12 protein-coding genes are annotated in these 13153 nt (G+C 65.3%); 6 read left to right on the top strand and 6 right to left on the bottom strand.

Going from position 1 to position 13153, the window contains the following annotated elements:
• Nucleotides 1-63 precede the first annotated feature (63 nt).
• Entirely contained in the window at nt 64-1608 is a 1545-nt protein-coding gene (locus tag F0Q04_RS09710) for an efflux transporter outer membrane subunit (RefSeq protein ID WP_182345286.1), read from the bottom strand.
• Entirely contained in the window at nt 1605-2213 is a 609-nt protein-coding gene (locus F0Q04_RS09705) for a MarR family winged helix-turn-helix transcriptional regulator (RefSeq protein ID WP_182345285.1), read from the bottom strand. Before F0Q04_RS09705 ends, F0Q04_RS09710 begins: the two co-directional genes overlap by 4 nt.
• Before the next feature lie 378 nt (nt 2214-2591).
• Between F0Q04_RS09705 and gdhA the strand changes: the two genes are divergently transcribed.
• The 4 genes from gdhA to F0Q04_RS09685 all read left to right on the top strand — a co-directional run bounded on the left by gdhA (nt 2592) and on the right by F0Q04_RS09685 (nt 7684).
• On the top strand, nt 2592-3938 hold the full coding sequence (gene gdhA / locus F0Q04_RS09700) for an NADP-specific glutamate dehydrogenase (RefSeq protein WP_182345284.1): 1347 nt from the start codon (nt 2592-2594) through the stop codon (nt 3936-3938).
• 131 nt (nt 3939-4069) lie between these two features.
• Entirely contained in the window at nt 4070-5941 is a 1872-nt protein-coding gene (locus tag F0Q04_RS09695) for a M48 family metallopeptidase (RefSeq protein WP_182345283.1), read from the top strand.
• Nucleotides 5942-6100: 159 nt separating this feature from the next.
• A complete protein-coding gene (gene miaA, locus F0Q04_RS09690) occupies nt 6101-7126 on the top strand; it encodes a tRNA (adenosine(37)-N6)-dimethylallyltransferase MiaA (protein WP_182345282.1) in 1026 nt (341 codons plus the stop codon).
• A gap of 15 nt (nt 7127-7141) precedes the next feature.
• Complete coding sequence (locus F0Q04_RS09685) at nt 7142-7684, top strand: DUF2867 domain-containing protein (RefSeq protein WP_116924973.1); 543 nt, start codon at nt 7142-7144, stop codon at nt 7682-7684.
• Here the strand turns inward: F0Q04_RS09685 and F0Q04_RS09680 are convergent.
• Nucleotides 7681-8943: an MFS transporter gene (locus F0Q04_RS09680; protein WP_182345281.1), complete on the bottom strand. Its 1263-nt coding sequence runs from the start codon at nt 8941-8943 to the stop codon at nt 7681-7683. The genes F0Q04_RS09685 and F0Q04_RS09680 overlap by 4 nt on opposite strands.
• Before the next feature lie 95 nt (nt 8944-9038).
• On the opposite strand from F0Q04_RS09680, the gene F0Q04_RS09675 reads away from it, so the two are divergent.
• Nucleotides 9039-9470, top strand: coding sequence for a winged helix-turn-helix transcriptional regulator (locus tag F0Q04_RS09675; protein ID WP_116924971.1), 432 nt, complete (start codon nt 9039-9041; stop codon nt 9468-9470).
• 28 nt (nt 9471-9498) lie between these two features.
• Here F0Q04_RS09675 and cysE read toward each other — a convergent pair whose 3' ends face one another.
• Nucleotides 9499-10278: a serine O-acetyltransferase gene (gene cysE / locus F0Q04_RS09670; RefSeq protein WP_116924970.1), complete on the bottom strand. Its 780-nt coding sequence runs from the start codon at nt 10276-10278 to the stop codon at nt 9499-9501.
• A 39-nt stretch (nt 10279-10317) separates the two neighbouring features.
• Nucleotides 10318-11130, bottom strand: coding sequence for an RNA methyltransferase (locus F0Q04_RS09665; RefSeq protein ID WP_182345280.1), 813 nt, complete (start codon nt 11128-11130; stop codon nt 10318-10320).
• Between the two features lie 162 nt (nt 11131-11292).
• On the opposite strand from F0Q04_RS09665, the gene F0Q04_RS09660 reads away from it, so the two are divergent.
• Complete coding sequence (locus F0Q04_RS09660; RefSeq protein ID WP_116924968.1) at nt 11293-12204, top strand: inositol monophosphatase family protein; 912 nt, start codon at nt 11293-11295, stop codon at nt 12202-12204.
• Between the two features lie 83 nt (nt 12205-12287).
• On the opposite strand, the gene F0Q04_RS09655 is transcribed toward F0Q04_RS09660, so the two are convergent.
• Nucleotides 12288-12680: an RcnB family protein gene (locus tag F0Q04_RS09655; protein ID WP_116924967.1), complete on the bottom strand. Its 393-nt coding sequence runs from the start codon at nt 12678-12680 to the stop codon at nt 12288-12290.
• Nucleotides 12681-13153 lie beyond the last annotated feature (473 nt).

The raw sequence follows: 13153 nt of genomic DNA, 5'->3' as shown, positions 1-13153 counted from the left end.
TATGTGACGAGAGGCGTCGCCTTCAAGGTCTTGCTTATGTGTGTTGCACGCGAGGTGGGCAGGTCAGCTCTTGGCGCTGTCCATCGGGGCGTTGGTCTGGGTGGGGAAGTTGCCGTCCAATTCGGCATTGCTGTCGCTGTTGCTGCTGCTCTGGGTCTGCTGCTGGTAGCCCCCACCCAAAGCTTGGGCCAGCGCGGCATTGGTCGACAGAATGCGGGCCTCGACATCCACCATCTGCTGGCGCTGGGTGAGCACATTGGTCTCGGCCGACAGCACATTCAAATAGGTGCCAAGCCCTGCGGCATAGCGCTGGTTGGCAATATCGAGCGCGCTTTGCGCGGCATCGGCAGCGCGGCGCTGCTCGGGCAGTTGGGCCTGCGCGGCGCGCACGCTGGCGACCTGGTCGGCCACATCGTGTACCGCCGTGATCACCGCCTGGTTGTAGGCCTGCACGGCAAGCTCGTAGTCGGCCGATGTGCCGCTCAGGTTGGCACGCAGCCGGCCCGAATCAAAGATCGGCAGGCTCAGCGCCGGGCCCACGCCCCATTCACGCGCGCTGCCCTTGGCAAAGTTGTTAAAGCCAATGCTCGACAGCCCCAGGAACGCGGTCAGATTGATATCGGGATAGAACTCGGCCTTGGCCTGGCGAATGCCCTGCTCGGCCGCTTCCACGCGCCAGCGCGCGGCCACAATATCGGCACGGCGCCCCAGCAGGTTGGATGACAGCTGCGACGGAAAACGCGGCAGGCTCAGTTGTGTGATAGGCGATGCGACCAATTCCTGGGCGCGTGCGGGCTGGCCCATCAGCGCGGCCAACGCGTTTTGTGCCAGCTGCTTTTGCTCACGCACTTGCAGCAGCTGCACCTTGGCTTGCGGCACGCCGCTCTCGCTTTGGCGCACTTCCAACGTGGTCTCCAGGCCTGCGTCATAGCGGTCACGCACCAGCTGCAAGGTGTGGGCACGCTGGTCGATGGCGCGCATGGCCACCTCTTCCTGCGCCTGCAGACGTGACAGCTGCACATAGGCCTGCACCATGGAGCTGGTCAGCAGCACGCGGGCGGCGTCCATGTCGGCCTGGGCCGCGCGGGCCGAGCCCACGGCGGCATCGAGCGCAGCGCGGTGCTTGCCAAACAGGTCCAGCGACCAGCTGCCATTGATACGCGCCTCTGCCGTGCTGTAGTTGTTGCCCGCCAGGGGCGGCGGAATCATGCCATTGGCCGGCGCATGGTTGCGCGCGGCACTGGCCTGACCATTGACCTGCGGGCCCATTGCTGACTCACTGACCTGCGCCAGCGACCAGGCCTTGCGGATGCGCGCCTGCGCCGATTGCAGGTTGGGGCTGTCGGCCAAGGCGGTATCGATCAGCGCATTGAGCTGCGCATCGCCCAGCGCCTTCCACCACTGCGCATCGACCGGGGCCACGGTCGCGGCTTGGTCTGCCGCTGAAGGCTCAGTGAGCAAGCCGACGGACTGCGGCGAGCGCATCTGGGCATGGGTATCGATGCCGCGCATATCGGCGCATCCGGCGATGAACGTGCTGGCCGCCAGCGCAATGGCTGACAGGGCCAGCCGGCGGTCGGCGCCCACAAATGAAAAACTGCTGGTCATACTGCCCTCTCCTTGCCGGGCTGCTGTGCTGTGTTGTCGGAGTTGTCGGTGGCGTCACCGGCGCAGCCATCGGGGGGCAGGCACATGTCCACCGACAAGGTGTTGGGCATGGCCTCATAGATGCGGCGCAGGTAACCGTGGAACTGGGTCAATTCATCGGGTGACAAGGGGCTGAGCGCGGCGCTGTTGACGCCTTTGACGATATCGGGCACCTGCCTTGCAGCAGCCAGCCCCTCCTCGGTCAGGCACAGGCTGACCACGCGGCGGTCGTCGGTGGAGCGTTCGCGCTCGATGATGCCCTTGTCGACCAGGCGGTCGATGAGCCGCGTCATCGCGCCCGGGGTCTGCAAGGTGCGGCGCGCCAAGTCGGCCGCCGTATGGGCCTTGCCGCTGGCCAGGTGCAGCACAGGAATCCACTGCGCCTGCGTCAGGCCCAGCGGCTCCATGCGGCGGTCCACCTCGGCACGCACCACAGTGGAGATGATGCGCATCAGCCAGCAGGGGAAATCCACCGGCCGGATGGCTTCAATCTCGGGAAAGCCGCCCGCCAGCGCTTCTTGGTCCTCGCCAGCAGACGCGGGTTTTTCCTGGTGCGAATCGGTCATGCCGCAGGCCCTTTCTGAAATGGTTTACAAGGCAATGATTATCCAATCATTCATTGCCTAGGCAATTGTTGAAAAGGCAAAGACCACAATCGGCACACAGATTTGTGGCACTGCAGCGCCCGGGGTGACAGCCAGCCCCCCGCACAGCCCCATTTCAGGGCATGGCAGCCGGCCCGTAAAGCCGCTCGCGCCCTCAAAAAGCACCAAACCAGTGCGACCCGCTGATTGTTCAGGGTCATCCCATGTGGGTTTTATGCATTAATGCATGCGGATTCGGCATAATGTCGGTTTTCGGCGCGATGGCGCACCATCGCTGTGCACACTTCGGCCCTCGCACAAAATCAGTGCAAGCCGGCTTTAGACCTTGAAAGTTTGTCCATGCAACACCAATCCCTGGCCCAGTTTCTCGCTTACGTCGAACAGCGCAACCCCGGCCAGCCCGAGTTCTTGCAGGCCGTGACCGAAGTCATGGAAAGCCTGTGGCCCTTCATCGAGAAGAACCCCCGCTACGCCCAGCACAGCCTGCTCGAACGCCTGGTCGAGCCCGAGCGCGTGGTGAGTTTTCGCGTCAGCTGGGTGGACGACCAGGGCGTGGTGCAGGTCAACCGTGGCTACCGCATCCAGCACAGCATGGCCATCGGCCCCTACAAGGGCGGCCTGCGCTTTCACCCCTCGGTCAACCTGTCGGTGCTCAAGTTCCTGGCGTTTGAGCAGACATTCAAGAACGCGCTGACCACGCTGCCCATGGGCGGCGGCAAGGGCGGCTCGGACTTCGACCCCAAGGGCAAGAGCGATGCCGAAGTGATGCGCTTCTGCCAGGCCTTCATCAGCGAACTGTTCCGCCATGTGGGCTCGGACACTGACGTGCCCGCCGGCGATATCGGCGTGGGCGGCCGTGAAGTGGCCTTCATGGCCGGCATGTATAAAAAGCTGGCCAACCGCGCCGACTGCGTGTTCACCGGCAAGGGCCTGGCCTTTGGCGGCTCGCTGATCCGCCCCGAAGCCACCGGCTTTGGCACCGTCTACTTTGCGCAGGAAATGCTCAAGACCCGTGGCAAGAGCTTCGAAGGCCTGACGGTCTCGGTTTCGGGCTCGGGCAATGTGGCGCAGTTCGCCATCGACAAGGCCATGGCACTGGGCGCCAAGGTGGTCTCGGCTTCTGACTCCTCGGGCACCATCTACGACGCGGCCGGTTTTGACGGTGACAAGCTGGTCAAGCTGATGGACATCAAGAACAAGCAGTACGGCCGCGTGAGCGACTACGCCAAGCAAGTGCCGGGCGTGGAGTACTACGAAGGCAAAACCCCCTGGTTCATCAAGGCCGACGTGGCCCTGCCCTGCGCCACCCAGAACGAGCTGGAACTGGCCGACGCCCAGACCCTGATCAAGAACGGCGTGCTGTGCGTGGCCGAAGGCGCCAACATGCCTTGCACCATCGAAGCGGCCAAGGCCTTTGAAAAGGCCGGCGTGCTCTACGCGCCCGGCAAGGCATCGAACGCCGGCGGCGTCGCCACCTCCGGCCTGGAGATGAGCCAGAACGCGCTGCGCCTGAGCTGGCCCGCTGCCGAAGTCGACCAGCGCCTCTTTGAAATCATGGAAGGCATCCACTCGGCTTGCGTCAAGTACGGCCAGCGCGACGACGGCACCATGAGCTATATCGACGGCGCCAATATCGCCGGCTTTGTGAAGGTGGCCGACGCCATGCTGGCCCAAGGCGTGTTGTAAAAACGCCCGGGCATAGCGCCCGGTCAGCACCCACTGCACAATGCCCCCATCGTTCAGCGCGCTGGGGGCTTTTTGCTGCGCGCCAGAACATCACAACGACAACCACAACGACAAGGTATGAGGGGCGGGCCATGGAGCAAGCGGACTTTATCCATCTGGTGCGCGAGAGCGAAATAGAAAGCGCCAACGACAGCGCCGCCTACCGGCGCAGTGTCATCCGGTTTGCGCTGCTGGGCTACCTCTGGGTGGTGGGCTGCCTGGTGCTCAGTCTGGGCGTCCTCGGCTTTGTCGTGGCCCAGGCAGTGCGCGGCCAGTTTCGCGGCGGCTATGTGCTGGCGCTGGTGTTTGCGCTGGGCCTGCTGTGGACCAGCTTCAAAGCGCTGTGGACGGGCCCGGCCGACGAGCCCGAAGGCATTGCCATTACCGAGGCCGAGGCTCCGGAGCTGTTCAAGGCGCTCGATCGCATACGCCGCAAGGTCAAGGGCCCGGCCATCGATGCCGTCTACCTGCAAGATGACTTCAATGCCGCCATCTGGCAGCGGCCCCGCTTTGGCATGCTGGGCGTCTCGGTCAACTACCTGATAATTGGCCTGCCGCTGCTGATGGCGCTCGACAAGGCCAGGGTGATGGCCGTGCTGGCCCATGAATACGGCCATCTACGCGAGAACCATAATCGCCTCAGTGCCTGGGTGTACCGCTCGCGGCGCGCCTGGCTCAAGCTTTACTACAGCATGCGCGAAGATGACGGCCCGATGGCCGCAGCCACCCGCTCGTTCCTGAACTGGTACTTTCCGCGCTTTGCCGCCAAGACCTTTGCGATGGCCCGGCAGGACGAGTACGAGGCCGACCGCATCGCCGCCCAGCTGCTGGGGGCCGACGTGGCGGCTGCCACACTGACCGAGCTGGAGATCAAGGCCGCCTGGCTGAGCGATGCCTTCTGGGGCCAGCACTGGCGCAGCGCAGCCCAGCACCCGCTGCCCCAGGGGCCGTTCAGTGCCATGCAGGCCCTGCTGCGCCTCAAGCCCGAGCCGGCATTTGCGCAACAGGCCCTGCGCCAGGCGCTCGCGCGGATCAGCGATGTGGACGACACCCATCCCGCCTTGCGCGACCGCGTGGAGGCCATCAGTGGCGAGCGCCCTGGCCTGCCCAGCTGGTCCACCAAAGGCGCTGTGAGCCTGCTGGGCCCCAAGGCTGCGGAATGGATGCAGCAGTTCGACGCCCGCTGGTGCAAGGACAACGCCAGCACCTGGAAGCAGCACCATGCACGCATGGCGCGCTGGCAGCAGCATGCCCAGCAGCTGCGTGCCAATGCGGCCCACTCCAGCAATGCAGAGCTGATCGAGCGCGCGCGCATTGAGCGCAAGATCGACCGCCAGGCCCCCGTGCGCCAGCTCTACGAGCAGGTGCTGGCCCGTGATGCGCAGCACCCCGGCGCGCTGGCCGGACTGTCCGCCTGCCTGCCCACCAGCGATACCGCCTTGCAGCAAAAATGCCTGGAGGCGCTGTGGCAGACCGCCCCGAGCTACCGTCCCTATGCCACGCGGGCGATGGTGGGCATGCTGGAGGCCCAGGCCAAGCAAAGCAGCTACGACGCTGCCGCCATGCGCCTGTGGCGTGACCGCGCCCGCGAGGCCGAACAGCAACAGCAGGAATTTTTTGACCGCTTGCAGCAGGCCCCTGTGTTCCAGGGCACCCGCGTGAACGATCTGAGCGCCTTCGAGCTGGCCGATCTGCGCGGCGAGCTGGCCCTGTTCAAGCCGATCAGCCAAGCCTGGCTGCTCAGCAAACCAGAATCAAGCATGCCCGAGCTGCGCATCCATCTGCTGCTGGTGCAGGCCCCTCGCCTCCATGAAGAGCAACGCAGCGAGCTGCGCCGCGCGCTGTACGCCGATATCGACCTGCCCGGCATGCTGCTGGTGGTGTGCGTGGGCCCGGGCGAGCCGGCCAGCGAAGAAGAGGCAAGGCGCCACGCGCGCCAACCCATTTACCTCGCCACTCTGTAGAACCAGCGTCAGGCCTGCATCGAAAACTCCCGCCCAGCCAGTTGGCTTCGCTTTGGCCCTACACTGGCGGCCAGACATCACTCCTGTATTGATAGCTGTCTGCGCCAGCCCCCATGCCTGCATAGGGTCCCTGCGTGGCCAGCTCACCGCTTCTTTACCGTGCCATCCGCTGCAAGCTCTCCTCTCTGCCTGGGCCTGGCAGGCCCCACCGCCTCCGGCAAGACCGGCGCTGCCATTGCGCTGGCGCAGCAACTGGGCGCGGCGCGGCCCGTCGAGATCATCAGCGTGGACTCGGCCCTCATCTACCGGGGCATGGACATTGGCTCGGCCAAGCCCAGCGTGCAGGAGCAGGCCGGCATTGCCCACCACCTGCTCGATATCCGCGACCCGCTGGACGCCTACAGCGCGGCCGAGTTTGTGCGCGATGCGCTGGCGCTGGTCGCGCAAATCCATGCGAGGGGCGGCATCAGCTTGCTGGTGGGCGGCACCATGCTGTACTTCAAGGCGCTGATGGATGGCATGGACGATATGCCCGCCGCCGACCCGGCAGTTCGCGCCCAGCTTGATGCCGAAGCCGCCCTCCATGGCTGGCCCCATATGCATGGGCTGCTGGCGCAGGTTGACCCGGTGACCGCGCAGCGCCTCGCGCCGGGCGACAGCCAGCGGGTGCAGCGCGCGCTGGAGGTCTGGCGCATCAGCGGCCAGCCGCTGTCGCACTTCCATGCGCAGCAAAAGCGGCCGTCGCCACTGCTGCAGCTGGCACCGGGTTTTCAGCTCTTCAGTTTGGAGCCCAGCGACCGCGCCTGGCTGCATGCGCGCATTGCGCTGCGCTACGACCAGATGCTGGCCCAGGGATTCTTGGCCGAGGTGCAGCAGCTGCGCGCGCGCGGCGATCTGCAGCTGAATCTGCCATCGATGCGCTGCGTGGGCTACCGCCAGATGTGGGAGATGCTCGACCGCTGCGCAGAGCGAGGCATTGCCGTGCACACCGAGCGCGACGTGCCGCCCGCATTGTGGGCCGAGATGCGCGAGCAAGGCATTGCCGCCACGCGCCAGCTGGCCAAGCGCCAGATCACCTGGCTGCGCAGCATGCCCGCCCGCCAAGCGATTGCCTGCGATGCGCCGGGTGCGCTGGACCAATGGCTGCGCGCCGCCAGCGCCCGGCTCGCCGCTGCTGGCGCCTAAACGCGGGCCCACACCATGCCCACCCAACCGCAAGAAACACGGCCGCCTGCGGGCAGCCGCATCGCCGAGCGCCTAGCCGGCGCGCATTTTCAGGATGCCTGGTGCATCCACACCGCGCAGACCGGCGAGCCGGCGCTGGCCTATTTTCTGGCCGCAGTCGCGCGCACGCCGCGCTGGATTGAGTGGTGCATGCAGGCCCGCAACCGGGTTGGACAGCTGGTAGGGCTCAAGAACCTGGGCACCCTCTCCCAGATCGACCCGCAGCGGCCCGCCAGCGCCTACCAGCCTGGCGAGCGCGTGGGCGTTTTTACGGTGTTAGAGAACAGCGCAGGTGAAGCACTGATCGGCGACAGCGACAAGCATTTGAACGTGGTGCTCAGCGTCCACCGCGCGCCTGTGGCGGGCCGCCAGGACCAGGTCGCCATCACCATCACGACGGTGGTGCATGTCCACAACCTGCTCGGCCACTTGTATATGCTGCCGGTGGCGCCGATGCACCGGCGCATTGCACCTGCGGTGCTGGCCGCCTTGGGCCAGGCACAACCTGCAGCGGCCTAAGCGTTCGCAGCGGCGTTCGCAGGATCCGCACGCATCCAGTCGCAGGTCGCCCGCCAAAACAGCAGCGCGCTGCCGCTGACCACCGCACCCAGCGCACACACGCCGAGCCACCCCGCATAGGCATAGACGCTGGTGGCGCTGATGGCGCCCAGGCCGCTGCCTACTGCATAGAACAGCATGTAGACGGCGACCACGCGGCTGTGCGCATCGCTGCTGCGCGCAAAGATCAGGCCCTGGTTGCTGACATGCAAGGCCTGGCCCCCCAGATCCAGTAGCACAATGCCCAACACCAAGGCTGTGATCGCCCAGCGCGGATCGGGCAGCCCGCCCAAACCGGCCAAGGGCAGCCAGGCCAGCAGCAAGGCCAGCAAGGCCCACATTGATGCGCGCTGCGCCTGGCCCCTGTCCACCCAGCGCCCTGCTAGCGTCGCTGCCAACGCGCCGGCGGCACCTACCAGGCCAAACAGGCCAATGGCAGTGTGCGAAAAACCAAAAGGCGCTGCGCGCAGCGGCAGCACCAGGCTGCTCCAGAAAATGCTGAACGCGGCAAACATCAGCAAGGCCAGCACCCCGCGCACCTGCAGGACCCGGTCGCGCCGCAGCAGGCTGCCCATCGACGCCACCAGTTGTCTATAGCCCAGGGTGGATGGCCGATGCGCCAGCACTGGCAACCACCACCACAGTGGCAGCGCCATCGCCAGCATCAGCGCCGCCGATGCCATATAGACGCTGCGCCAGCCCCAGGCATCGCCCACGGCCCCGGCCAGTACCCGCGCCAGCAGCAGGCCGATAAAAACTCCGCTTTGCGCGCCCCCCACCACCCGGCCCTGGGCATCGGGCGGCGCTGCACTGGCGGCGTAGGCGATCAGGCCCTGGGTCATCGCGGTGCCCAGCAAGCCCACCGCCAGCATCGCCCCCATCAACAGCGGCGCAGAAGGCGCCCAGGCTACGGCCAGCAACGCCAGCACCAGGGCCAGCAATTGCCAGGCCATCAAGGGGCGCCGGTTGACCCGGTCGCCCAAGGGCACCAGCAGCAGCAAGGCGAGGGCCGATCCCAGCTGCGTGGCGGTGATCACGCCACCGACCGCAGCCAGCGGTATGCCCAGGTCCAGCGCCACCGCATCGAGCAGCGGCTGGGCGTAGTACACATTGGCCACGCTGGCACCAGCGGCCACGGCGAACAGCCCCACCAGGCCTGATGGCACGACAGGATGCTGGACCTGCCGGCCCGGGGTATCAACACAGGAAGAGGAAGTCATCGAGTCATCACAATCTAGTTTTAATTTAAAACCAGATGAATTCTAGGCATTCCAGTTTTAAAATGCAACTCAAATGAAAACTTGGAGGATACCGCATGACCCAGCCTGAGCCCTGCCCCGTTGCGCGAGCGCTCGATACCATTGGCGACCGCTGGTCGCTCTTGATCGTGCGGGATGCCTTTGACGGCGTGCAGCGCTTTGGCGATTTGCAGCGCAACCTGGGCATGGCGCGCAATATCCTGAGCGACCGCTTGCGCAAGTTGGTGGACGCGGGCGTGCTGCAGACGCAGCCCGCATCCGACGGCAGTGCCTACCAGGAATATGCGCTGACGGCCAAGGGCCTGGGCCTGTTCCCGGTGGTGGTGGCGCTCAGGCAATGGGGCGAGGACCAGCTGTTCGCGCCGGGCGAGGCGCATTCGAGTTTGGTGGAAAAAGCCAGCGGCAAACCCGTGGCGCGCATGCAGCCGCAAACCGCCGATGGCCAGGTGCTGGCGCCCAGCGCCGCCATGGTGCGCAAGCTGGGCTAGCCGCTTATTAGCAAGACAGGCCAGGGCCTTACTTGCCGACCAGGTCGCTCAGCTTCTGGGCTTCAAATTCTGTCTCTCGCTGCGCATCGCAAGGCACGCAATCGCCCAGCTTGCTTTGCAGCGACAGCTTCTCGATGGCAGCCCAGAGCATGGTGATCTGCTGCTCATGGCCGGCCGCGCTGTCGATGATGCCGCGCATGGCCTTGGACAGAGGATCGTCTTCCTGCGTCACGCCGTAGGCGGCAAACTTCTGCTCAGGCTGGGCCTCGGTCACATCGGCGCTGGCGCCTTGGCGCGAGGCAATGATGCGCGCGGGGATGCCCACGGCGGTGGCACCCGCAGGCACCGGCTTGATGACCACGGCATTGCTGCCGATCTTGGCGCCGTCGCCCACCTCAAAGCCGCCCAGCACCTTGGCACCCGCAGCCACCACCACGTTCTTGCCCAAGGTGGGATGGCGTTTGGCGCCCTTGTAGAGCGTGGTGCCGCCCAGGGTGACGCCGTGGTAGATGGTGCAGCCGTCGCCGACAACCGCGGTCTCGCCAATCACGACACCCATGCCGTGATCAATAAAGACATTGCGGCCAATCTGCGCGCCGGGGTGGATCTCGATGCCGGTCAGCCAGCGGGCCATGTGCGAGATGAAACGGCCCGTCCATTTGAATCCATGGCTCCAGCACCAGTGCGCAGGACGCTGCATCCAGATCGCATGCAGACCGGGATAACAGGTGATGACCTCCCAACGGCTGCGGGCAGCAGGATCGCGGTCGAGGATGCACTGAATATCGGAGCGCAGGCGGTCAAGCATGGAAACAATGGTTATATAAGTATTCGAGGGCCCGCCAGTCTAGCGTTTTGTGGCCTCGGCCGTGCGCAGCATGGCCTTGGCAACACCTCTGAGGATATGGATTTCCTCCTGGGTCAGTTGCGCGCGGTTGAACATCTGGTTGAGCCGGGGCATCAGCTTCTTGGGCGCATCCAGGTCCAGAAAGCCGATCTCGGCCAGCGCCTGCTGCCAGTGCGCCAGCATGCCCGCCACCTGCTGCGCATCGGCCCGCTCGCCCCGCGCCGCCACATCGCTCACGCCATAGCCGCCCAGTGCCTGGCGCCAGTCATAGGCCACCACCTGCACGGCCGAGGCCAAGTTGAGCGAGCCAAAATCCGGATTGGTCGGAATCGACAGCGCCACATGGCAGCGGTACACATCCTCATTGGCCATGCCATAGCGCTCGCAGCCAAACAAAAAGGCCACGCCACTCTCGCCGCTGGGGTTGGCGGCTGCGGCGTCGCTGGCTGCGGGGGTGGTGTCTTCATCCAGCCGATCCGGCCCGGCCTGGGCGGCCAGCGCACCTTGCAGCAGCAGCGCAAAGTGCTCGCGCGGCGTGCGCGCGGGCGGGCCAAAGTCACGCGGGGTCATCGCGGTGGCGCACAGGTGGCTCATGCCATCGAGCGCTTCCTCCACGGTGGCCACAATGCGGCAGTTGGCCAGCACATCCAGTGCGCCGCTGGCGCGCTGGATGGTTTCTTCCTTGCGCAGCACATTGCTCCAGCGCGGGCGCACCAGTACCAGGTCATCGAAACCCATGGTCTTGATGGCGCGGGCGGCGGCGCCCACATTGCCGGCGTGGCTGGTTTCGATCAGAACAAAACGGGTTTTCATAGACAGGTCGAGCAAAAATGGACATGCACCAGCGAAAAAAATCGACCGCAGGTACAATCTAGCCCCTATTGTCGCTGCCGCATCGCCGGCCGCGGTCTACTTGCCGCTCTTGCCCCAGCGTTTCGCAGCGTTTTTGCTGCCCCACTTACGCCCACACAATTTATGTCGTCCTCCTCCCTGCACCCCATGCTCAACATGGCCATCAAGGCCGCTCGCGCTGCTGGCGCCATCATCAACCGTGCCGCGCTTGACGTGGAATCGGTGCGGGTATCGACCAAACAGGTGAACGACTTTGTGACTGAAGTGGACCAGGCCTCCGAGCAAGCGATCATCGAGACCTTGCTGACCGCCTACCCGGACCACGGCATCCTCGCCGAAGAATCGGGCAACGAATACGGCAACCCCCGCTCCAACCACATCTGGATCATCGATCCGCTGGACGGCACCACCAACTTCATCCACGGCTTCCCCGTCTACTGCGTCAGCATCGCGCTGGCCGTGAACGGCCGCGTCGAGCAAGCCGTGGTGTACGACCCCACCCGCAACGACCTGTTCACCGCAACCCGTGGCCGTGGCGCCTTCCTGAACGAGCGCCGCATCCGCGTGTCCAAGCGCACCCAGCTGCGCGACACACTGATCACCACCGGCTTCCCCTTCCGTCCGGGCGACAACTTCAAGCAGTACATGGCCATGCTCGGCGATGTGATGCAGCGCACCAGCGGCGTGCGCCGCCCCGGCGCAGCGGCGCTGGACCTGGCCTATGTGGCCGCCGGCTTCAGCGATGGTTTCTTTGAAACGGGCCTGAGCATCTGGGACGTGGCAGCGGGCTCGCTGCTGGTGACCGAGGCCGGTGGCCTGGTCGGCAACTTCACCGGTGAAGCTGACTTCCTGGAGCAGCGCGAAGTGCTGGCCGGCACGCCCCGCATCTACGGCCAGTTGGTGCCCATCCTCGCCAAGTACAGCAAGTTTGCCAGCGCGGGCGACAAGGCTGCCGTGCGCCAGGCGCTGAACGACGACGGCGCCGAGCCCGCTGCGGACACCCCGGCCGAGCCCGACGCCGAGCAAGCCGAGTAAATTTCCGCACTCTCCTACGACAAAGCCCACAGGCCAGGCCTGTGGGCTTTGTCTTTGGGCGATCAGAAAACCGCCTCTGTCTGTCAGTTGCCAAACACGATCTGCGCAACCACACCAGACGCAATGGCCACCAGCAGGTAGTCACCGCCATTCTGGATCCAGTGGTAGCCGCGCGGGGGCGAGCTCAGGCGGTGTCCGCGCCAGTCATTGACCACATAGCCATGCGCCCGGTACTGGGGCGGCACGCGCGAGCCCTTGACCCAGCGGTGGTCCGGCCCCGCACCGCGGTGGTTGCGCGCATCGGGCCGGTGCGCATCATGGCGGCGATCGGGCTGCGCACGACCCCGGTCATCATGGCGGTGCACCTCCTGCGGCGGGCGCGGTTGCGCTTGCACGCCGACTGCTCCAGCCCCCATCGTAGCCACCAGTGCAGCGGCGGCGATACGGCTCATCCATGTTGTCGTTGCGTTTGTCATTGAGGACCTCCTATCCTTGTAGAGCAGAAGGCAGAACCGCCTTGCTTGCAACCCATGATGGCGCAAGCCTGAGGGCAAGGTGGTAGGAATCGGGCAGCTTTACCGAGATTTTCGAGGCGGTGCGATGGGCTTTACATTCGCATCGGGGTGTTAAATCTCTTCAAAGATAGCGGCGCTTGCCGCTGCGGCGTCCGCCCGCGCCGAGAACTCCTTGCATGGCAGATCTGCCAGATATTTCCATGCGCTGCATGCGAGTGACCGCCAACTTTATTCGCCAATTGCGTTAATATGCTCACCCCGCCCAGGCCAATCGCCCCCCAGCCAGCCTTGTATGATGCGCATAGCGGCCAGACGCACACAGGCGCAGCCACCCTGCCCCCTGATGCACCGCCGGTGGTGCCCGCCTTTATGAGCCCGGTGCTAACCCCATCACCCATGCCATGCCAAGTTGGATGCATACCAACCCATACCAA

Source organism: Comamonas koreensis (assembly GCF_014076495.1).
GTDB lineage: Bacteria > Pseudomonadota > Gammaproteobacteria > Burkholderiales > Burkholderiaceae_C > Comamonas > Comamonas squillarum.
Note: the sequence above shows the minus strand (reverse complement) of the source record. Positions and strands in the feature narration are given on the sequence as shown.